The sequence below is a fragment of the Nostoc flagelliforme FACHB-838 genome (assembly GCF_014698065.1).
GTDB lineage: Bacteria > Cyanobacteriota > Cyanobacteriia > Cyanobacteriales > Nostocaceae > Nostoc > Nostoc flagelliforme_B.
The window spans coordinates 53,946-76,707 of the sequence record NZ_JACJSI010000024.1; the positions used below are offsets into that span (position 1 = coordinate 53,946).

18 protein-coding genes and 1 pseudogene are annotated in these 22,762 nt (G+C 43.6%); 13 read left to right on the forward strand and 6 right to left on the reverse strand.

Features of this window, described 5'->3' with window-relative positions:
* The first annotated feature begins 91 nt into the window (after window positions 1–91).
* Window positions 92–1,435, forward strand: coding sequence for an FAD-binding oxidoreductase (locus H6G97_RS14555; RefSeq protein WP_190941298.1), 1,344 nt, complete (start codon window positions 92–94; stop codon window positions 1,433–1,435).
* 145 nt (window positions 1,436–1,580) lie between these two features.
* Entirely contained in the window at window positions 1,581–2,627 is a 1,047-nt protein-coding gene (rtcA, locus tag H6G97_RS14560; RefSeq protein ID WP_190941300.1) for an RNA 3'-terminal phosphate cyclase, read from the forward strand.
* 477 nt (window positions 2,628–3,104) lie between these two features.
* On the opposite strand, the gene H6G97_RS14565 is transcribed toward rtcA, so the two are convergent.
* The gene (locus H6G97_RS14565) at window positions 3,105–4,556 is read right to left on the reverse strand and encodes an MFS transporter (RefSeq protein ID WP_190941302.1); all 1,452 of its coding nucleotides are present in this window, start codon (window positions 4,554–4,556) and stop codon (window positions 3,105–3,107) included.
* Window positions 4,557–4,633: 77 nt separating this feature from the next.
* Here H6G97_RS14565 and H6G97_RS14570 point away from each other — a divergent pair, with 77 nt between their 5' ends.
* From H6G97_RS14570 to H6G97_RS14590, 5 genes are all read left to right on the forward strand, one after another.
* Complete coding sequence (locus H6G97_RS14570; RefSeq protein ID WP_190941304.1) at window positions 4,634–5,143, forward strand: phosphoribosyltransferase; 510 nt, start codon at window positions 4,634–4,636, stop codon at window positions 5,141–5,143.
* A 698-nt stretch (window positions 5,144–5,841) separates the two neighbouring features.
* Window positions 5,842–7,629: a hybrid sensor histidine kinase/response regulator gene (locus H6G97_RS14575; protein WP_190941306.1), complete on the forward strand. Its 1,788-nt coding sequence runs from the start codon at window positions 5,842–5,844 to the stop codon at window positions 7,627–7,629.
* Between the two features lie 33 nt (window positions 7,630–7,662).
* A complete protein-coding gene (locus H6G97_RS14580; RefSeq protein WP_190941308.1) occupies window positions 7,663–9,777 on the forward strand; it encodes a sensor histidine kinase in 2,115 nt (704 codons plus the stop codon).
* Complete coding sequence (locus tag H6G97_RS14585; RefSeq protein WP_338421708.1) at window positions 9,749–10,150, forward strand: response regulator; 402 nt, start codon at window positions 9,749–9,751, stop codon at window positions 10,148–10,150. Before H6G97_RS14580 ends, H6G97_RS14585 begins: the two co-directional genes overlap by 29 nt.
* A gap of 6 nt (window positions 10,151–10,156) precedes the next feature.
* Window positions 10,157–10,564, forward strand: coding sequence for a response regulator (locus H6G97_RS14590; protein ID WP_190941312.1), 408 nt, complete (start codon window positions 10,157–10,159; stop codon window positions 10,562–10,564).
* A 598-nt stretch (window positions 10,565–11,162) separates the two neighbouring features.
* On the opposite strand, the gene H6G97_RS14595 is transcribed toward H6G97_RS14590, so the two are convergent.
* From H6G97_RS14595 to H6G97_RS14615, 5 genes and pseudogenes are all read right to left on the reverse strand, one after another.
* Window positions 11,163–11,753, reverse strand: coding sequence for a peptidoglycan-binding domain-containing protein (locus H6G97_RS14595; protein WP_190941314.1), 591 nt, complete (start codon window positions 11,751–11,753; stop codon window positions 11,163–11,165).
* 274 nt (window positions 11,754–12,027) lie between these two features.
* A complete protein-coding gene (locus H6G97_RS14600) occupies window positions 12,028–12,438 on the reverse strand; it encodes a response regulator (protein ID WP_190941316.1) in 411 nt (136 codons plus the stop codon).
* A gap of 280 nt (window positions 12,439–12,718) precedes the next feature.
* Complete coding sequence (locus H6G97_RS14605) at window positions 12,719–13,282, reverse strand: Crp/Fnr family transcriptional regulator (protein WP_338421709.1); 564 nt, start codon at window positions 13,280–13,282, stop codon at window positions 12,719–12,721.
* A gap of 275 nt (window positions 13,283–13,557) precedes the next feature.
* Window positions 13,558–14,304 (reverse strand): Crp/Fnr family transcriptional regulator, encoded by a 747-nt coding sequence (locus H6G97_RS14610; RefSeq protein ID WP_190941318.1) that lies wholly within the window; start codon window positions 14,302–14,304, stop codon window positions 13,558–13,560.
* Between the two features lie 189 nt (window positions 14,305–14,493).
* A pseudogene (locus tag H6G97_RS14615) lies at window positions 14,494–15,198 on the reverse strand (Crp/Fnr family transcriptional regulator); the annotation flags it as partial.
* Between the two features lie 603 nt (window positions 15,199–15,801).
* Here H6G97_RS14615 and H6G97_RS14620 point away from each other — a divergent pair.
* The 6 genes from H6G97_RS14620 (at window position 15,802) to recG (ending at window position 22,529) form a co-directional block, all read left to right on the forward strand.
* Complete coding sequence (locus tag H6G97_RS14620) at window positions 15,802–15,942, forward strand: hypothetical protein (protein ID WP_190941319.1); 141 nt, start codon at window positions 15,802–15,804, stop codon at window positions 15,940–15,942.
* Between the two features lie 513 nt (window positions 15,943–16,455).
* Window positions 16,456–16,623, forward strand: a complete 168-nt coding sequence (locus tag H6G97_RS14625) for a hypothetical protein (protein ID WP_190941321.1) — start codon at window positions 16,456–16,458, stop codon at window positions 16,621–16,623.
* A 223-nt stretch (window positions 16,624–16,846) separates the two neighbouring features.
* Complete coding sequence (rpsB, locus tag H6G97_RS14630; protein ID WP_190941341.1) at window positions 16,847–17,641, forward strand: 30S ribosomal protein S2; 795 nt, start codon at window positions 16,847–16,849, stop codon at window positions 17,639–17,641.
* A 218-nt stretch (window positions 17,642–17,859) separates the two neighbouring features.
* Entirely contained in the window at window positions 17,860–18,804 is a 945-nt protein-coding gene (gene tsf / locus H6G97_RS14635; RefSeq protein ID WP_190941323.1) for a translation elongation factor Ts, read from the forward strand.
* A gap of 230 nt (window positions 18,805–19,034) precedes the next feature.
* Window positions 19,035–19,934, forward strand: coding sequence for a hypothetical protein (locus tag H6G97_RS14640; protein ID WP_190941325.1), 900 nt, complete (start codon window positions 19,035–19,037; stop codon window positions 19,932–19,934).
* A gap of 93 nt (window positions 19,935–20,027) precedes the next feature.
* Window positions 20,028–22,529: an ATP-dependent DNA helicase RecG gene (gene recG, locus H6G97_RS14645; protein WP_190941327.1), complete on the forward strand. Its 2,502-nt coding sequence runs from the start codon at window positions 20,028–20,030 to the stop codon at window positions 22,527–22,529.
* The last annotated feature ends 233 nt before the right edge of the window (window positions 22,530–22,762 follow it).

Below are 22,762 nucleotides of genomic sequence, written 5' to 3' on the forward strand. Positions count from 1 at the left end.
GGAACGCAAAGGTTTACGCAAAGGTTTGCAGAGTAATTAACTCTCTGCGAACCTATGCGCTTCCCTCAGCGTTAAAAAAAGGATATAAGCTATGACAACATTAGATGCCCTAATTAATTCTCTAGAAGGCATAGAAACCATCACCGACTCCGCCCAAGTCGCAAAATTATCCCAAGATTATCACACCTTTAGCCCGGTACTTGTGCCGAAACTAGAGGGAAAAGTCGGGGATATTGTAGTGCGTCCCGCCAGTGAAGCAGAGGTTTTAAAAGTTGCCGCCGCCTGCGCGAAACACCGTGTACCCCTGACAGTGCGAGGTGCGGGAACTGGGAATTATGGGCAATGCGTACCATTACACGGTGGCGTAATTTTAGATATGACGCCGATGCAAGAGATTCTTTGGGTAAAGCCGGGGGTGGCGCGGGTAGAAGCTGGGGTGAAGTTGGCGGCGGTAGATAAAAAAACACGAGAAATCGGCTGGGAAATCCGCATGGCTCCCTCGACTTATCGCACAGCCACAATTGGCGGATTTATTGCTGGGGGGAGTGGGGGCATTGGCTCCATACAATATGGGTTACTAGGCGATCGCGGTAATATCCTAGCACTGCGAGTGGTAACTGTAGAAGATCAACCCCGTGCGATCGAATTACGCGGCGACGATGTGCAAAAGGTGAATCATGCTTGGGGAATTAACGGCATCATCACTGAAGTAGAAATCCCCTTGGGGCCAGCTTATCCTTGGGCAGAAGTGATTGTCACCTTTGACGACTTTATGACAGCAGCAAAGTTTGGTCAGGCTCTTGGCAATGCTGATGGGATGATTAAGAAGTTAATTTCTGTTTTTGCATCTCCAATTCCTCAATACTTTCATGCCTTACAAGAGTATATTCCTGAAGGGACTCACCCAGTATTTTTGATAATTGCTGAATCGAGTTTGGAATTCTTACCAGGTTTGGTGCAGCAATATGGCGGTAAAATTACCTATGAAAAACCAGCCGAGGAAGCAGCCAAAGGTATACATTTAGGAGAATTTTGCTGGAACCACACTACCTTACACGCCCGGAGTGTAGATACCGATATTACCTATTTACAAAGTATGTTTCCTCGTGACCGCAGTTTGCGACTAGTACAGCAGATGTATCATCACTTCGGCGATGAGGTAATGATGCATTTGGAATTCTTTCGCGTGAACGGTGCGGTAGTTCCTGGTGCTTTGCAACTTGTGCGCTACAGCACAGAAGAACGCCTCAACGAGATTATTCGCTATCACGAAGAACACGGTGTGAGTATTGCCAATCCCCACACGTATATTATTGAAGAGGGCGGCAGAAAAGTTATTGATCCTGAGCAGTTAAAATTTAAGGAAATAGTTGACCCATATCGGTTGATGAATCCCGGTAAAAGCAAGGTTATTCAATTGCAAATTCAAAATTAGCAAACTACAAAAAACGCAAATCAGAACTTTTTCTGTATATTTGTGTAACTTGTCTTTAAAAAACTAGCTGCTAGACGTTTATAATTTGTGGTTTGATTTTAAGAGCCGTGGGGATAACCCAAAATCCACCATTCCAAAATCGCCCATGATTGAAATTGACGGTTCCTACGGAGAGGGAGGCGGACAAGTTCTTCGCACTTCCTTAAGTCTAGCCGCCATCACTGGCGAACCCATACGAATTTCAGGCATTCGCGCTGGACGCAAAAAGCCAGGATTAGCAGCACAACACTTAACCGCAGTTCGGGCTGCGGCGAGGATTTGTAATGCCCAAATGCAAGGTGATGCTTTGGGTTCAATGCTGCTAGAATTCATCCCAGGTAGTGCTGTGCAAGCTGGAACTTATACCTTTGATGTTAGTAAAGCACAAGTTGGTGGTTCTGCCGGTGCGATCGCTCTAGTTTTACAGACAATTCTTTTACCTTTGGCACTAGCATCTGGCAATTCCCAGATAACGCTAAAGGGTGGAACTCATGTGAACTTTAGCCCAACAGTGACGTACATTGAGCAAGTTTATCTACCGATATTACAACGCATGGGTGTAGAGGCACAAGTCAAGTTAGGCGCTTGGGGGTGGTTTCCTCAAGGTGGGGGAGAGGTTGAGTTACAGGTGCATGGCGGTGGTAAACTCAATGGAATCGACTTGTTGGAACGGGGAGATTTACAACAGGTGCGGGGGTTAGCAGTGGTAACGGAACTGCCTTCGCATATTCCCCAACGGATGGCGAATCGGGCGGAAAATTTGTTACGGGAAGCCCATTTGAAAGTTGCTGTACACGCCTTGCGAGAAAGAGGTATAGCACCTGGAGCGGGTATTTTCCTAACTGCTGAGTATGAGAACAGCTTGACTGGTTTTGGTGGATTTGGGCGTTTGCGGTTATCGGCGGAGACAGTTGCAGAAATTGCTTGTCAGCAACTACTTGAGTTTCATCACACCGGTGCAGCAGTGGATGAACATTTAGCAGATCAGTTATTATTGCCAGCTGCTTTAGCGTCGCAAGAAAGTCATTACCGGGTGGCTGAAGTGAGTAGACATTTGACGACGAATGCAGCCGTAATTGAACAGTTTGGGCTGGCACAAATTACGGTACATGAAGCTGAGAAAACAGTGTCAGTAAAGAGTTTAACTATTTGAATTAACTATTGCTACATAGAAAATTGCCTAATTTCTAAGATTTGAAATGAGGCAAAAGAGCTTTATATTAAGCGGAGACAGAAAACTTTTGATACTTTATCTAGAAGGATTTACAATCAGTCCCGTAAAGCCAAATTTGTTGTAAGAATAAGCAACTGACAAATTTACAAGGCGATTGCAAGTGGATTTGAGACTGAGTTCAATCGTTCCTGATACTTACTATTTAATAAAATATCGATTTAAATTTACCTCTGCTAAAGGCATATATTTAGGTTAAATTAGTTTGCGATCGCAAATACAAGAAATTAGGCATTGGGCATTGAGTAGAGAGATGTTTGTCGTTAGCTGTGCCACATTTTGCGTCCTAACCGCCTTAGCGGTTGCCATAACACAAAAATCTGGGATTGCATATTTGGGCGATGACTAGCAACTTCCAAAATTTCCCCCTGCCCCTCTGCCTCCCCACTCCCCACCCCCTCAACTTCCCCTCTTCTCTTGCCGTTCTTTAAGTTTCAGCATGATCTCTGCGTGCATCTCGCGGGTAATTGGGTAAAAATACGTTAAAACTAAGCCACAAAGCAAACAAACTGTAGGTATAGGCCCAACAGCAATGCGAATCGCAAACAGTGCAGATTCAGGTTGGATGGGTAGTGGGCTTCCGGCTACAGATTCTTTGAAACCGGATATTTGCAAAGCATTTCCCACCAAAAACAGCCCGAAAGCTAAACCAAATTTTTGTAGCAAAACCATGAAGCCATAAAAAATGCCTTCTCTGCGTTGTCCAGTTTGCAATTCATCCAATTCAATCACATCTGGCATCATCGACCAGGGAATTAGATAAGCTGTGGAGACACCAATACCAGCCATCACAGCCATCACATACATCAAAACTATTTGACCAGGCTGTAAGAAAAATAGTCCGGCGGCGGCTATTATCCACAAACTCATTCCCAGAAAATAAACAACTTTTTTCCCAACTTTTTTACTCAACTCACCCCAGACAAATAGCATCAGCAGGGCAGTTGCTTGGACTGCAATCAGCACTGTGGGCACATCTGATTCTTTAAGGGCCATACAATTGACTACAAAATAGGGAATAATACTGGCTGTAATCTGCACAGCTAACCAAGAAAAAAGATATATACCAATAACAAATAAAAAAGGTCGGTTGCTGAAGACTATTTTTAGCTGTTCGCCGAAAGGGAGAGATGCAGGTTCCTCGGCTAGGATGCGTTTAGCCTCAAAAGCCAAGATGCGATCGCGGACTCCAAAAACGCACCAATATAATCCTAAAATCGAAATTACAGTACAAACTGCTGCTAAAACTAGATATGCTTGTTGGCGATCGGCAATTTTGATAAAAATAATTAGCGCTAAAATCAATGACAGAATGCTGCCACCAATGGAAAATGTAAAGCGATAGCTGTTAAGGCTGGTGCGTTCGTCGTAATCTTGAGTTAGTTCTGGAGTCATCGCCGTATAAGGCAAATTCACAACCGTGTAAAACGCTTGAGATAGCACCCCAATCGCTACGTAATACCAGAACAGCGGCCAAATATTCTCACTCTGATTTGCACTAAATGGCGGTACAATCCACTGCAAGAAGAATAAAATTCCAAAGGGAATTGCTCCATAAAACATCCAAGGAAGACGACGGCCCCAACGCCGAGATTTCGTTTTATCAGTCAGGAACCCGACAAGCGGATCATTTACCCCATCCCAGACTTTGCCAATCATCAAAATAGTGCCAGCTAAACCCGCAGGGATACCAGCGACATTGGTAAAGAAAATCAGTAGATAAAAGACAGAGATATTTGCGGTAATTGCCGGGCCTAAATCTCCTGCACCGTAAGCCAGCTTTGTTTTTAAGTCGAGTTTTTCAGTAAGAGGATTTCGTTGGCTATCACCATCAGCAGTAGAATCATTCATAAAACTTTGCACTCATACTAAAATAAAAAGTCTGCGATCGCCTTCAATACTAGCTATCTACCACTCCCGTTAGACTTATGCCAGACCTTTATGTTTCTTGGTCAGATTATCACCAAAAAATCGAACAACTGGCTATTCAGATTTATGAATCCGGTTGGGAATTTAACCAGATTATCTGTCTTGCCAGAGGAGGACTAAGAGTTGGAGATATTCTCTCCCGTATATACCAGCAGCCTCTGGCAATTTTAGCAACCTCGTCTTACAGTGGCACTGAAAGAAATAATTTAATTTTCTCCCGCCACCTAACGATGACTGCCGAAAACTTAGGTTCGCGCATTCTCTTAGTAGATGATTTGGTAGACTCTGGCATCACACTCCAGCAGACTATACCTTGGCTTAAGCAAAATACTGATTTCCCCATTGAAGAAATTCGCACCGCCGTTCTTTGGTATAAAGCCTGTTCAGTTATAGCACCCAATTATTATGTTGATTATCTGCCTGACGACCCCTGGATTCATCAACCTTTTGAACATTACGAGCAGATGAACCCCGCAGAACTTGCGGCTAAGGTAAGTCAATTGTGTTGATTAAGTAAGTGAGCGCTAAAAAACACAACTAAATTAAGAAGGGTAAAGGGAAAAGGAAAAAACCTTTACCCTTTAACCTTTTCCCCTTACCCATACAAAATTTTATATAGTTCGATTTAATTGTGCCGACCTACTTAATCTGGTGGATGTAAATTAATTTCAACATTGGCTTTAAAATTAAAAATCCGTGCTGGTATTATCAAGAACTTCCGAAATCTTCCCTCAAGAAGTATCAAGAGTACATCGTTTGTCGTAGTCTTTATTTTGTGTAAATAAAAGAAAGCCAAAAAAGAAACCGGGGGCATCTATGCTAAAAAGAACAATCAATGGGGGATTATAACCACAACTGATAGCGTAAGATTGCGAGTCCGTAAGTGTATTGGAGGCCGCCATACCAGAGGTATGGCGGCCCGTGCCCAATTAGATTTTGGGAAAAGGCTTTCCGAAAAATTTTTCTTTACTCTTGCCTCCTACCTTGCTCAGAGGGCTTGGCCAAAATCCAGGATTGAGAATAAAAGGATTTTATACTACCACCAAATTGTAGACTGTCCTTATTAGGCGAATGTATAAAACCTTTTATTCAGAATTAATTCTGAATTTTGATTTTTTCTTGATAAAAATTCAATAAATGTTACGAAACTTGGGTGAATCTGGACAGGATCTGCTGAGACAATATTTCTTAGAAGCGGAGTAGTGTAATGACCAATGAGGAAGTGGAGCAAATATATTTAGAGGATATTCTCATCACTGAAGAATTGTCTCGTAGAATACCCAGAACCACTGACCTCAAGCAAGAAAACGATGCACTTCATACCCTGATAGGGCAACTAGTTGAGCAGCCTCAAATTTTGCTCCAAAAGCTTGTAAAAATAATTACTCAACTGTGTCGGGCAGAAACAGCGGGTGTCAGCTTACTTGAGGTGACTCCGAACGGGGAAGATATTTGCCGTTGGGTCACACTTGCCGGGATGTTAGAAGCATCTGAACAAACAGCCACCCTTTACAGTTTTAGTTGCTGCGGTATCTGCCTAGAACGTCAAGCCCCTTTGCTGTATTCCTATCCCGAACGGTATTTCACCTTCTTGCAACAGCTTCAGCCAACAATCGTTGAGATACTGGTGGTTCCTTTATTGATTGCCAATCAACCACTTGGCACGATTTGGATTGTATCTCACAATGAGGATCGGCAGTTTGATCGAGAAGACTTGCGACTGATGACCAGTTTCGCAAATTTTACAGCCACCGCTATTTACAGTAGCAACGCCCGTCAAGCAGCCGAAGAATCTGCACGGCGTGAGCAAGCCGCCCGTGTCGTTAGCGAAGCGGCACAAAATGCAGCTGAACAAGCTAATCGTCTCAAAGATGAGTTCCTCGCTGTTCTATCTCACGAACTGCGTTCTCCCCTCAATCCAATTTTGGGCTGGGCTAAACTTCTGCAAACTCGCAAACTTGATGAAGCAAAGACAGCTTATGCCTTAGCAACCATTGAGCGCAATGCCAAGTTGCAGTCTCAGCTAATGGAAGATTTACTGGATGTTTCCCGCATACTTCAAAGAAAACTCAGCCTGAAGATCAGTTCTGTTGACCTGTCCGCCGTTATTGAAGTGGCCCTTGATACCGTGCGTTTAGCGGCTCAAGCTAAGTCAATTCAACTCAAGACAAGATTTGCACCGGATGTAGGGCAAGTTTTGGGCGATCCCAGTCGCTTGCAGCAAGTCGTCTGGAATTTGCTCTCTAACGCCGTTAAGTTTACAGAGGCTGGGGGTGAGGTGGAAATTCGACTTGAGCGCGTGGGTACACAAGCGGAAATTCAAGTGAGTGACACGGGTAAAGGCATCAACCCAGAATTTCTGCCTTACGTATTTGATTACTTCCGTCAAGCTGACAATACCACAACAAGAAGCTTTGGCGGCTTGGGGCTTGGTTTAGCGATCGTCCGTCAAATCGTTGAACTGCACGGTGGAACAGTCCAAGCAGAAAGTGAGGGAGAAAATAAAGGTGCCACCTTTACTGTGTTGTTACCTATCAAGAATGTCGAGCCTCAAACCAGTGAAGACAAGGGTTTGACTGACGGTTCCCCTAATCTCCAGGGGGTAAATGTGCTAGTTGTGGATGATGAAGTTGACACCCGCGACCTAATAGTTTTTACCCTGCAACAGTATGGTGCCTCTGTGCGTGCCTTCGCTTCAGCATCGCTTGCACTAGAAGCTTTTGCACTTGAGAAACCACATATTATTTTAAGTGATATTGGGATGCCAGAAATGGATGGCTATATGCTGATTCGGGAAATTCGTAGACGCGAAGCGGCTTGTCGTCAGACATCGCCACCGCCTGAGCAAGGGGGAGAGATTCGAGCGATCGCACTGACAGCTTATGCTGGAGAGATAAACCAGTCAAAAATTCTCCAAGCAGGATTCCAAGAACATTTGACTAAACCAATAGAACCAGCAAAATTAGCGATGGTAATTGCTAGCCTAGTTAAATAATAAATAATTATTTTAATAAGTTGAGAGTAAGAGTTGGCTACAAATTCCGGTTTTAGAAACCTAAAAGATCAGTTCCTTCCTGAACGCAAAGAAGCTCTGCTGGCTCGCATGGCGAACCGCATCCGGCAATCGCTGAACCTGCAAGAGATTTTGGATGCAACTGTGATCGAGTTGCGAACATTTTTGCAAACCGACCGGACTAAGGTTTACCGCTTCGATCGCGACGGGCATGGACATGTCGTTGCCGAAGCCAGCGCCCCCAACCGCCTACCTTCTTTGCTAGGATTACATTATCCATCTGATGACATTCCGCCCCAAGCGCGGGCTTTGTTTGTCAAGGCACGTACCCGCTCCATTGTCAATGTCAGCGAACAGCGAATTATCCTCAACTCGCTGCCGGCTCCCAAAACAACGGCAACCGGGGACTTGACCGTTGAAGAAGTGCAAGAGCAACCCCTCGAAGATATCTTAAGCCGTCCGGTAGACCCCTGCCATGTAGACTATCTCACCCAGATGGGTGTGGAATCTTCATTCGTGGTACCAATAATTTATCAACAGGAACTCTGGGGGCTGTTGATCTCTCATCATGCCGAACCCAGAGAGATTACATCTGAGGATTTGCTGGTTGTGCAATTGCTGGCTGACCAGGTTTCATTGGCAATTACCCAGGCAAATCTGCTGAGTCAGGTACAGGAGCAACAGCAGAGGGAAGCGATCGTTAATCAGATTGCCACTATGCTGCACGCGCCTCTGACCCCTGAAGAGATTTTGCATAACGTTCTAGAGCAAGCAGTAAAAGCTTCTGGTAGTTCTGGAGGAAGGTTGTACCTCACTTCCCCGGATGAGGCTTTACCAGCCCATCTTTATACTTACGGAAATCAACCGGCTCCATCCGAGTATGAGCAACTAAACTCACTAGAAAATCATCCCCTTTGGCAAGAGGTAGGGGAAACTCCTGCTCCCATCGACACTGCCTTAACTCAAAAAGATAAACCTCCCCTGCGAGTGGTAATTAATCTTCAGCAAGAACCGCGTCTGCACCAACTGATTGAATCCTTCCAGACCACACCGATTCGGGGTTTGATTGTTCAACCTTTGTATTATGGTAAAGAATTCCTGGGGTATCTAACATTCTTTCGTGACCAAATCGGCACAAAAAATCTTTGGCCAGGCTATGAGGAAGCCGATGAGCGCCAACAGCGACCTCGCCAGTCAATGGCGCAATGGCAGGCGCTCAAACAAGATAAAGCTCACGTCTGGAGCATCGAAGAGATGGAACTCATCCAGTCTTTGAACATTCACCTATCGCTGGCTGTGCTGCAAAACCGCCTCTATCACCGGGAACGCCAGCAACGCCTGGTAGTTGAAATGCACAACGAAGCTCTCTCTCATGCCCGAGCTGCCGCCGAAGAGGTGAGTCGCCTCAAGAGCAACTTCTTGGCTTCTACCAGCCACGAATTGCGAACCCCTTTGGCCTCAACCTTAAACTATTTAAAGTTGCTCAAAGAGCGCCTTTATGAAGACGAAGATGAGTTGCGCCAATATATAGATGGCGCTTATCAATCGACGCAAAATCTTGTCACTATAATTAACGATGTGCTTGACATTGCCAAGATTGAAGACGGGCGCATAGCCTTAGATTTGGAGACAGTTTATCTGCAAAAGCTTTTACAAGAGCAATGTTTCCTCTCAGGTGCCGAAAGCCGCTACAAGGCAATTCCTCTGACACTCCATTGTGAAATCGAGACTGTTTTCGCCGACAAGATCAAAGTCCGTCAGGTAATGACAAACCTGCTGGATAACGCCTTCAAATTCACAGATGAGGGTCAAATCGATGTCCGGGCTGTCGTCGATAGTACTGGGACAATGGCGCAAATCTCGGTACACGACACAGGCATCGGTATTGAGATGGAAAGCTCAGAGCAACTGTTTTCCCCATTTGTGCAAGCTGATGGTTCTGCCCAGCGCTCCTATGGGGGCACAGGCTTAGGGCTGACTATCTGCAAGCGATTAGTGGAACTGATGGGTGGTAAGATATGGCTTGAAAGCCCTGGGTTAGGGCAGGGAAACACGGTGAGTTTTACTCTGCCTTTAAACGACGAACCGAGTCAGATCAGAGGTGACAGTATTGAACATCCTGCTGGTTGAAGACAATCAACTCCTAGCAAAGGGAACCGCCAAACTAATCGAACGTTTGGGAGGTCATCAAGTATTTATTACTGTAGAACCAAAAGAGATATTTCATTTATGCGAAGTGGGGGCAGTAGAACTGGTAATTATGGATATCAATTTGCCGGGAGTTAGGTGGGAAGGACAAAAAGTTGATGGCTCCATCCTGTCGCGCCATTTGAAGGCACTGTGTAAACAGATACCAATTATCTTAGTAACGGCTTACACCATGCCCGCCGATCAACATTTCTTGTTATCCCAATCTGGGGCCGACAGTTGCTATACCAAACCCATTACTGACTACGATGCCTTTTTGGATATGATTAGTCTTCTTGGTCAAAAAAGGAATTGAATCTCCATGTACAAGCTAGCGATTTTGGATGATGACGAACACTGGTGCCGCATCGTCCAACGCTTTCTGAAGCAGCAATATGCTATAGCAACCTATAAGTCAGTATCTAGTTTCTTGTGGGAGTTAGATGAACTAAACCAATACGATATATTTCTGGTCGATTTTGTGTTACCTACGGCTCGGTATGAGTTAAATACAGATGGCATGGAAATCGTTACCGCTCTCAAGCGCCGCTTGCCTCGTTCTCCTGTAGTCATCCTCGTCACGGCTTTTATGAGCAAAAATGAGTTAGAGGTGCATGGCAAACAAATGTGTCCAGAAGCAGACGGATTTTTTGCCAAGGATGCTGGACTAGAATTATTGGCTCACCAAATGAAGCGGCTGCTCCCACCAAGTACAACTGAGGACAGTTAAAGGGAAAAGTACTTAGGATTTTCTGACCCCTTGCAGCGTGGGTTCATTTGCGCTGTTCTTTAGGGACTCCAAAAAACAATAAGGATAATTGATAATGATGAGATGCCTTTAGGCAAAACTAGAGATGGTGGCAGAAAAAGTAAACCACGCTCGGATGATTAAAAATAAAATCAGCACACGAACGCGAACAATTAATTAAAGATATCAACGTACTGCTGAACCGTATTGGATTTAAAAGGGGAGCATCCCACTTTTATTGCATGTCATTGCGAGCGAAGCGAACCAATCGCCAAATCCTCCAACTCAGAGCGAGTCCATGCGATTGCTTGTCTTCGACACGCTGCGCGAACGTCGTTCCTCCTCTCTACGAGACGCTACGCGAACGCAATGACAATTATTTTCTCATTAAAAAATAAAAACTGGGATGCACCCTTAAGAACTTGCTGTGTAATACCAATTTGAAAAAAGAATGCGACAGATGGGTAGGGGCACGGCATGCCGTGCCCCTACAGGTGTACTGCTATACAAACCTTAAAAACTAGCTTAGACATTGTGCTAGCTTTACTCAACCACGAGATTTTCAAAGAGTGGCTTCTGGCTAAATACCCAAAGCGGCTCGAGTTTGGGGGCCGACAACACCATCTACAAGTAGACCTTTACTTTGTTGAAAGCTTCGGACTCGGCTAACAGTTTGTTGACCGTAAACTCCATCAACTCTGAGATTACCTAAAGCTGTTTGAACATCTCTAACAAGCTGACCTCTAGAACCAGGAGTAAGAATCACCGAACCACCAACACCACCAGGTCTAGTTACAGGAGCATAGTTAGGTCTATCACCAATCCATCTGGCATAAACGTATCTACCTGTAGAAAGCCTAGCAAAACCATTTTCATACCTTTCAATCGCTGGAAGTGTTGTGCCATTTGATATACAGTCAACATAAGAGTAGTTGATGCTTGGGCCTGTACGGATACGTAGACAACTGCCGTTAGTTCTTACATAAGCAGCTGAACTCATTTGAATTTGGGTGAGAGCAGTAAGTAATACACCAACGCCAGCTAAGGCTAACCAAGCCGAAGATTTAAGCAGCTTTTTCCAATTGAATTGAGGTTTAGGGAGATTATATTTAGTATTTCCAGATGCTTCTTCTTGAGCAATAAACATGTGAGAATAAGCAAGATATTCCATAATGCGCTCCTTAATATATGAAAAAATGAGTAATCACAAAGAATAACCAAGTAATTCTCTGTATTTATTCTTAGTATATTTTATATCACTGTGTTTTCAAAAGGTTTTTATTAGTAGCGAAATTAAAAAAAAATAAAATTAGTCAAAACATTCCCGAAAAAATGGGATGTCTACGACAAACTAGCCCGTCGTAGACATCCCATTTTTAAAATAAATAAAATTTAGCTTATAGCTTTCTTACTTACTGATTTCTCTTTTGTTCCATTCAAATATTTCAAGCGTATTGTTCGAGTTCAGCTAAACTAGCAACCGTAGCAGATAACTCGTCTATGTCTATCGGCTTGCATCGGTATATGTCATAACCTGCTAATAGGGCACTTTTCCGGTGTTCGTCGAAAGTAGATGCTGTCAGAGCAATAGCTGGAATCTTTCTCCCTCGCTTTGCTTCCAGATTTCTGATCTTCAACAGTAGTGAGTAGCCATCTTCATCGGGTAAGCAAATGTCACTAATTAGGATGTCTGGTCTAAAAAATGACATGATTTTAAGAGCTTCGTCTGCTGAACCAGCTGTGATTACCTCTGCTCCATCTAATCCAAACAGGAAAGTAAGCAATGTTCTGGTATCAGCGTCGTCATCAACAACGAGCAATCGTAGACCTTTAAAAGACATCGATTGATTAGACATTATTCTCACTGCTCTGTAACTTAGATACTTGGAGTAGCAATTACATCATCAGGCACTTATTTGTAAATACTATTTGATGCATACATTACAAATATTAAAGCAACTAATTAGCAAGCGTCTGTCCGGTTCCGAACATAAGTATTTGGCTTAAATAATTATTGTAACGATAAGGCAGGGCAGGGAGCAGGGAGCAGAGAGCAGAGGTAAAAAGGGTTTGAGCCTTATTTAATTTTCTTCAGATAGTTTGCTTTAACTATGCCGACTTAGTTAATAAAATAATTCATCGGCGATGTCTACGACGGGCTACGCCTACGCGTCTTGACTGATTCCCTAGTAATCGAGTAAATTCCTTTTGGATGACTTGATAACACTCACAGGAAGTTGCTTCCAAATCTTCTCGGTTCAGAATGCTAATTTGACCACGCTGATAGCGAATCATTCCGGCTCGGCTGAGGGCGCTAGCCGCCACTGTCACACCAGAACGCCGTACACCGAGCATCTGGGCGATAAATTCTTGTGTTAGCGGAAAACTTTCTGATTCCAGACGATCAGAAACTGTGAGGAGCCAACGAGCCAGTCGTTCCTCTAATGTATGAAGACGGTTGCAGGCACATGATTGTGTAAGTTCGGTATATATAGCTCGTACATAGCGCACCAGTAGGTTTTGAATAGCTCCGCCCCGATTGAACTCAGCTCTAAGGACATCTGCATCCATTTGCATTCCCGCACCCGACACTTGAACAAACGCTTTTGTAGTTGTTGTGTTGCCTCCTAATATTATTGGGATACCCACCATGCCTTCATTGCTAACTATTCCCACTTCCACCGTCGAACCATCTTCCATAATAGTGACTAGTGACTATAGAAACTACTGCGTGTTGGGGAAAATAGACGTGTGTGATGGGTTCTCCTGGTTCGTAAATGACTTTCCGAGTGGGAAGCGAAACTAACTTCAGGTGCGGAATAAGACGCTCATAATCACTGGCTGGCAAAGCCGCAAGTAATTTATTTACTTGCGGCTTAAGAGTGTTTTCGCTCACTGAACATCAAAAGAGAAATTTGCTCAATATACTTTAAATCAAGTGACTTTTGCGAGTCTGTTCGGTTTCGTACACATACTCAAAAAATTTTTTTGGCTCGGTTACTGGGCTTTTTGCCCAGTAACCGAGCAAATTCCTTTTGTATAACTTGATAACACTCGCAGGAAGTTGCTTCCAAATCTTCTCGGTTGACGATGCGAATATGACCACGTTGGTAGGTGATCATTCCGGCTCGGCTAAGGGTGCTAGCCGCTACTGTCACACCAGAACGACGTACACCTAGCATCTGTGAGATAAATTCTTGCGTGAGTGGATAATCTTCTGATTCCAAGCGGTCAGAGACTGTCAGTAGCCAGCGAGCCAGCCGTTCCTCTAGTGTATGGAGACGGTTGCAGGCAGCTCCTTGCGCCAACTCAGAGTATACAGCTTGCACGTAGCACAACAGCAGGGTTTGAATAGCTCCACCCCGATTGAACTCGGCTTTGAGTATATCTGCATTCATCTGCATACCAGTGCCCTTAATCTGCACAAATGATGTTGTAGTTGTAGTGTTGTCTCCTAAAATTACCGGGATACCCACCATACCTTCATTGCTTACTATTCCAACTTCAGCCGTTGAGCCATCTTCCATAGTAGTGACTATAGAAACCACTGACTTATCAGGAAAATAGACGTGTGTGATGGGTTCGCCTGCATGGTAAAGGATTTGCTGAACTGGGAGCGAAACTAGCTTTAAATGGGGAACAAGACGTTCGTAATCGCTGGCTGGCAAAGCTGCAAGCAGCTTATTCGGTGGTTGCTGAAAAAGGTTTTTATCTAATGACATTAGAAGTCACTCTCCTAAAAGTAGGTGACTTTAGAAAAGCTAACTCAGGGCATAAGGAAAGGATTTAGCTTTCTGATCCTAATGTCAAAAGGTTTATTCTCTAAAGAAAGATGTGGACAAGCTAAAAAAGTTTAAATCAACAGACTTGTTTGAGTCTGTGCGGTTTCGTACAAAGAAGCTTAAATAAAACTATTTTTGCCGTTTATTAGGCTGATTGCTTAATAAACGAGCAAATTCGTTTTCTATAACCTGATAACATTCGCAAGCAGTGTTTTCTAAAGCCTTCCCATTCAAAATCTTAATCTGGCCACGGTGGTAGGTGATCATTCCGGCTTGGCTCAAGATGTTAGCTGCTTCAGTGACACCAGCACGACGTACACCCAGCATCTGTGAAATAAATTCTTGCGTGAGTGGAAACTCCTCTGATTCCAGACGGTCAGAAACAGTTAGCAACCACCGAGCCAGCCGCCCCTCTAATTTATGAAGCCGATTGCAGGCAGAACCTTGTGCTATTTGAGTGTATACGCCTTGCACATAGCGCAGCAGCAAGCTTTGAAGGGCTGTACCTCGATCAAACTCACTTTTGAGTATATTTGCATCTATCTGCATGGCACTGTCTGCAATCTGCACAAATGCTGTTGTGGTTGTAGTGTTATCTCCTAAAATTACCGGGATACCCACCATGCCTTCATTACTTACTAAACCAGCTTCCACACTTGAGCCATCTTCCATTACGGTGATTATAGAAACCACTGCCTTAATAGGAAAATAGACCTGTGTGATCGGTTCGCCTGCTTCGTAAAGGACTTGCCGAAGGGAAAGCGAAACTAGCTTTAGGTGGGGAACAAGACGCTCATAATCACTGGCTGGAAGAGATGCGAGTAGCTTATTCGCTGGTTGTGCAGGGGTATTTTTGTCTAATTACATTGGGATTCTCTTGAATGTGGGCCTCCTTAGAAAAGGCAACTCGCGGCATAAGGAGAAAAATTAAGAATCTAATCCGAATGTCAAAAAGTGTATTTTCTAAAAAAAGTTGTAATAAATAAAGGGTTGATATTTTTATACTTCTATTTATTAATATAACATAAACTCAATTAGTTATTTATAAAACCAAAAATATGCCGATGTCAATCAAAAAGTTTGGTATAAGTCACTAAAGGGTCTATCTAAAGGCTGAGAGCAAAATAATACAAATTAACATAGAAAGTATTCAGCAAATCGCGCTATCTTAGCATTGTTAAATTTTCATTTTAAGAAAGTTAATAAGAAATAAACAAAACAATTCATATCGAGTCAAAGGTGAGCAATTCCAATTGTTGAGATTGCTTAATTTTAGTTAATTAAACTTGCGATCGCATAATCTAGTTAAATGATGTCTACTTGCTTACTCTTCAGTGCTTTTTGATTTTTAATATTTTAGTTCCAGAAAAATTTATAAACAAAGGCAGGAGGCAAAAGGAAGAAAACTAGGACTTGCGCATTGACAGACATAACCAAATGTGGATTACTTCTCGTTACAAAGTTCTGCCTTGTAATGCTATTGTGGGAGGCTCTGCCTCCCAGTTTGACCTCCAAGTATTACATTCCCAGGCAGCAGCCCAGGAACGAGGTATAAATAGTATTTTAGACCATATATGAAACCGATATATATGTAATTTTCTGCAAAACAGTTCGAAAATTTGCTATATCTGAGTTTTTCACCCCTGATTTAGAGCTATTTTCAGGTAAATAGACCACGCGGTAGGGGCGCAAGGCCTTGTGCCCCTACTGATTTACAACAGAAAATCAAGCCTTTGTAGATCATCTTGGAGGTTTTTGGTTATATCTCAGCCCAATGCCAAGTAAACAATTTGTTACTTATGTCTTTGCTACATTTATTACCTTAGACAGAATACAATAAATAATGTCTATAGCGTTTAAACCTAGAAAGTCTCAACAATACTGATTGAATTGATGAGACTGTTTTATACAGTCATTCACAAGCAAAACTGAATCAAACAAAGGATAAATAAACCGCCTAAGCACTTAGAAACGCTAAGAGACTAACAGATACTTCGAGAACAGGTTAGGGTTTTATTTACCACTTCTACTAGAAATTCCCAGACAAATGTAAAGTCAAGAATTTACCTTTAAATACCGAGGTATTAAATTATGCAAGAAATTGAAAGATTCTTTAGCAACTTCTTCAGTGGCATAATCAACCGCTTTAAGTATTCTGCGATGGATGCTGCTGATCGGAAAATGAGAGAAACTATCGACGATCAGATTGAACAACGGCGACAAAAATCTCAGCCCAAGGATCAAGAAGACCGTCAATAGACTTGAAAACAGCAAGATTTTTATCAGTAACAAGCATAGCGTTGTTCAATTGTTGAGTGGGCAGCGCTATTTTCTTGCCCTCACTCAGTCAAGCAACTACAACTCTTCGGAATATGCTAACCTAGTATGGTTAACTAATCTCGCACATCTAAGAATTCGGGTGTTTCCCAGTTGGGAAATACACTTGGATGGAGGTTTAACCCGAATCGGAGTTGAAAAATATATGCCAGTAGTTTCATTGGCTCAAATGATGGAGTCAGGGGTTCACTTTGGGCATCAGACCCGGCGTTGGAACCCAAAAATGTCTCCTTACATTTATACTTCCCGCAATGGTGTGCATATTATCGACTTGGTGCAAACTGCCCAGTTGATGGATAATGCTTACAACTATATGCGATCGCACGCAGAACAAGGAAAGAAATTTCTTTTCGTCGGCACCAAACGCCAAGCAGCTGGAATTATTGCCCAAGAAGCCAGCCGTTGTGGTTCCCACTACATTAACCAACGCTGGTTGGGTGGAATGTTGACCAACTGGGCAACCATCAAAACACGGGTAGACCGCCTAAAAGATTTAGAACGCCGTGAAGAAACTGGCGCACTAGATTTGTTACCGAAAAAAGAAGCATCAATGCTACGTCGGGAAATGACGAAGCTTCAGAAATACTTAGGCGGCATTAAAACAATGCGGAAAGTGCCCGATATCGTGGTAATTGTAGACCAACGGCGGGAATATAACGCAGTTCAAGAATGCCAAAAGCTGAATATTCCGATTGTGTCTATGCTGGATACAAACTGTGACCCAGATGTAGTAGATATCCCCATCCCAGCCAACGACGATGCTATCAGGTCAATCAAGCTGATAGTCGGAAAATTGGCGGATGCCATTTATGAAGGTCGTCACGGTCAGCTAGATGCTGAAGAAGATTACGAAGATTACGACGGTAGTGAGTATGACGATGACTACGAAGAAACCGAATATACTGATGCCGTAATTCCCGACGAGGAAACAGAGGAATAAGCAAAGCCGGGGTGAAGTAAGTGTGCAGCAGAGGGCGGTTGTTTGCAAAATCGCAATAATCCGCCCTCGCCTGCGGCATAAGGTAGGCAAAGGTAGAGGCGAAAAAAACTCATACCTTATAACTTCATTATTTTTTCTCCCCCAGCCCTGAGTAAGATAGAAATACTCAACACCCGTGAGCGATTACAACTCGAGGTCAAGTTAGGAATTGAGGCAACATGGCGGAAATATCTGCAAAACTCGTCCAAGAGCTACGCCAAAAAACTGGTGCTGGCATGATGGACTGCAAAAAGGCGCTACAAGAGACTGATGGCAACATAGAAGAAGCCGTAGACTGGCTACGGAAGAAGGGCATCGCTTCGGCGGGGAAGAAAAGCGATCGCATTGCGGCAGAAGGTTTAGTGGATACTTACATTCAGCCCGGTGGTCGAGTGGGAGTACTCATAGAAGTCAACTGCCAAACCGACTTTGTTGCTCGTAACGAAGCTTTTAAAGCTCTTGTTAAGAATCTAGCAAAGCAAGCAGCGACTGCTGATAATGTTGAGTCTTTGTTGGCTCAACATTATATTGATAATGAAAGCGTGACTGTAGAAGAATTCATCAAGCAAACCATTGCTACCCTTGGTGAAAATATTCAAGTTCGTCGCTTTGTCAGCTTTCCCATAGCAGAAGGCGAACAAGGTGTAGTAGACAGCTACATTCACACTGGTGGTCGAGTTGGTGTATTGGTAGAACTGGGTTCACCAAGTGAATCAGTGGCTGCTAATCCAGAGTTTCAAACCTTGGCACGTAACACTGCAATGCAAGTTGCGGCTTGCCCAAATGTCGAGTATGTGAGCGTAGATCAAATCCCTAGCGAAATTGCCCAAAAGGAAAAAGACATTGAAATGGGCAAGGACGATTTGGCGAACAAGCCAGATAACATCAAAGAAAAGATTGTTCAGGGACGGATTGAAAAACGCCTGAAAGAATTGGCTTTGCTCGATCAGCCTTACATTCGCGATCAAGGTATTTCCGTGGAAGACCTTTTGAAGCAAGCGAAGGCTCAATTAGGCGGAGACATTCAAGTGACTCGCTTTGTCCGTTATATACTGGGCGAAGGCATTGAAAAGCAAGAAATTAGCTTTGCTGATGAAGTTGCTGCACAAATGGGCAGCAAGTAATACTTAGTCATTAGTCAGTTTAGTCTTTAGTGTTTACCAAGGACAAATGACTAATGACTAATGATTCTTTACCAAACAGGTCAAGCAAATCGCCTGACCTGTATTTTATTTAATAGAGACGCAAGATATTTGCATTTAATTTAAAATCTAAAATCCTCTGTAAAATTATCCTAAAATAAATTCGTACATTTGTACTATGTAATAGTTCACATGGACAAGAACGAAAAGATATGGCAAGAGCAATCGAGCGAATTGAACGTGATATTTTAGCGCTGAAAGAAGCGATACGCGCGATCGCAGTAGAACTAGAAAACGCTTATGCTAGTTATCTAGCCACCTTGGGGCTAGCTGTACGAAAACAGTTGATTCTCGCAAGTTACCACCTCTGTACCCAAGGATATCCCGAAAACTTTCTGCATTTGTCATTGAATCAGCGCCAACAATTGCAACAAGCCATCCGCAAGTTGGGCCAACTGGCAGCGCAAGAGTTGCTCGTTTGCATTGAAAGTGAAGAAGCAGGAGGAGATGAAGAGGATGAGAGAGATGAGGGAGATGAGGGAGATGAGGGAGATGAGGGAGATGAGGGGGATGACGGGGATGAAGGAGATGGGGAAGTAACATCCTCTTCATCTTCGGTATTTCTGGACACCTCTAATTCTCTGCCTCTGACTGCCGACACCTCTAATCCTATAGAGTTGGCAAAATGGCAACAGAACTTAGAAGAGGTCACGCAAGAGATACTGAAAAAACTTTCGCATGATGCTAATGTTCTATTACAAAAAGCTGGGGTATTACCCAAAAAATTACCAGAACCGATTTTAGCAGCCGCGGCTGCGGCATCAGAAGCATCTGCTGAGGTAATGCCAGGGCCACCCAATTTATTAAACTTAGTAATTGAAATTGAAAATGAGCAGCAGTCAGAAGATTCTAGGCTGACACAAATTATGGCTATTAACCTGCGGCTAGGAGAAATTGAATTTGCTGATGTAACTCTCTCGTCTGAGCGTAGGCAAATCCGCAGTACTTTAGTTAAACTAAACAAGCTAGGACGAGAGTATCAAAAGAGACATCAAGAAAAGGCAATTGCTGAAGCTGAAGCTGCATGGCGTGCTAGTTGGTTTGAGGATTAGTCATTTGTCCTACCTGCGGGTTGCCTTTGGCAGCTCTATGTCCTTTGTCCAAAGTCAAATGACCAATGATCAATGACTAATGACTAATGACCAATGATTAATGAAAAACCAGATTGGATACGATTGCACAAAGCCTTGGCAATAGAAGCTGAACGTGGCTTTACAGACTTGATGGGCAGACAATACCGTTTCAGTGAATTTCTAAGCCTCACTTTGGGCAAATTCCCAACAGGCTTACCCCAAACTGAACGCCGCCGTTGGCAAGGATTAGCGGTGCAATTTGCTAGTTATCCACATTTAGCACTGGAAGAAAGACAACATTTAGTAGCAGAGACTCGCAGGTATCTTTCGCAATTACAGCAAGAGGAGCAGCGGAAGGAGGAGCAGGGGGAGCAGGGGAGCAGAGGAGCAGAGGAGCAAGGGAGAACTTATAAATCCAAAACTCAAAATCCAAAATCTCCAATTGTTACTGAGGTGAGTCGGAGACTTGCACCGAAAATTGAGCAAAAGCTCAGTGATTTACCAGAAATAGGTTTTAAAAAAGCTGATAATTTGGCACGGCTTGGTTTACATACCGTCCGTGACTTGCTTTTCTACTATCCTCGTGACCACATTGATTATGCGCGTCAGGTAAATATCCGCGAGTTACAGGCGGGTGAGACTGTGACAATAGTAGCTACAGTGAAGCGTTGCAACTGCTTTACTAGCCCTAAAAATCAGAAATTATCAATTTTAGAACTGGTAGTAAAAGATAATAGTGGTCAAATTAAAATTGGTCGTTTTTACGCAGGTACGCGCTTTAGCAGTCGGGCTTGGCAAGAAAGTTTAAAACGCCGTTATGCAGTAGGTAGCATTTTGGCGGCCTGTGGGTTGGTGAAAGAAAGTAAATACGGCTTGACACTGGATAATCCAGAACTAGAGGTTTTGGCAAATCCAGGAGATTCGATTGAGTCGCTGAATATTGGGCGGGTGGTGCCAATTTATGGACTGACTGAGGGCGTGGTGGCGAACACAGTGCGACAGGCGGTAATTACTGCTTTGCCTGCTGCGGCTAATTTGAAAGACCCTCTGCCAAGTGGTTTACGACAGAAATATGGTTTGATGGAATTGAAAGATGCGATCGCTAATATCCATTTTCCCAGTGATAGCGCCGCCCTACAAGTTGCCCGCCGTCGCCTAGTCTTTGATGAATTTTTCTACCTACAACTTGGTTTACTGCAACGTCAACAGCAAGCAAGAGCGATTCAAACCAGCGCCATCCTTGTCCCACGCGGTCAACTTGTAGAGAAATTCCACGAAATACTACCTTTTCAACTTACTGGCGCACAGCAACGAGTTCTCAACGACATCCTCAACGATTTGCAAAAACCTGTGCCAATGAATCGTTTGGTGCAAGGCGATGTCGGTTCTGGTAAAACGGTTGTCGCCGTGTTAGCTATCCTTGCAGCAATTCAATCTGGCTACCAAGCAGCACTGATGGCTCCCACAGAAGTTTTGGCAGAACAACATTATCGCAAGTTGGTTAGTTGGTTTAACCTTTTGCATTTACCAGTGGAATTACTGACAGGTTCCACTAAAACTGCTAAACGAAGACAAATACATTCTCAGTTAGGAACTGGTGAATTACCCTTGTTAGTGGGAACCCATGCCTTGATTCAAGACCCCGTAAACTTCCATCAGCTGGGATTGGTGGTAATAGATGAACAGCATCGCTTTGGCGTAGAACAACGGGCGCGTTTGCAGCAAAAAGGTGAGCAACCCCATGTGTTAACTATGACAGCTACCCCGATTCCCAGAACCTTAGCACTGACGATACACGGGGATTTGGATGTAAGCCAGATTGATGAGTTACCACCAGGACGGCAAAAGATTCAGACAACAGTATTGTCAGGACAGCAACGCAACCATGCTTACGATCTGATCCGCCGAGAAATTGCCCAAGGTAGACAAGTTTATGTGGTTTTACCCCTGGTAGAAGAATCAGAAAAACTGGATCTGCGATCGGCAACAGAAGAGCATCAAAAGCTACAAGAAAGCGTTTTTCCCGATTTCCAAGTAGGGCTACTACACGGTCGCATGAGTTCAGCCGATAAGGATGAAGCAATTACTAAATTCCGCGATAACCAAACGCAGATTTTGGTTTCTACTACAGTTGTTGAGGTGGGTGTGGACGTACCCAATGCTACAGTGATGCTCATTGAAAATGCAGAGCGGTTTGGCTTATCACAACTGCACCAACTGCGGGGGCGTGTTGGTCGTGGCGCAGCTCAGTCTTACTGTCTGTTGATGAGCAGTTCTAGGAATCCTGATGCTCAACAACGGTTGAAGGTATTGGAACAATCTCAGGATGGTTTTTTCATCTCCGAAATGGATATGCGTTTTCGCGGCCCAGGGCAAGTACTGGGAACCCGCCAATCTGGAGTGCCAGATTTTACCTTAGCGAGTTTGGTCGAAGATGAGGAAGTTTTACTTTTGGCACGACAAGCAGCAGAGAAAATAATAGAGATGGATGCAACTTTAGAGCGTTGGTATTTGATGAAAGAAGAGTTGAAATATCGGTATGAGCGGTTGATGGGTGGGGCGATTTTGACATAATATATCACACGCCGACAAACTCTGTGCTATTCGCCTCTAGCCTATGGCTGATTAATTTTAGATTTTAGGTATTGGGTTATATTGAAAAAATAAAACATCAGGTTCCAGAATATTTGCATACACCCTATAGGAAGATGCCCTATACATATAATAATAGGTAAATTATATGCGGGATGTTGTTATGCACTGGATTTATATAGAGGTTTGGCGGTGAGCCAAACCTTTTTTTACAT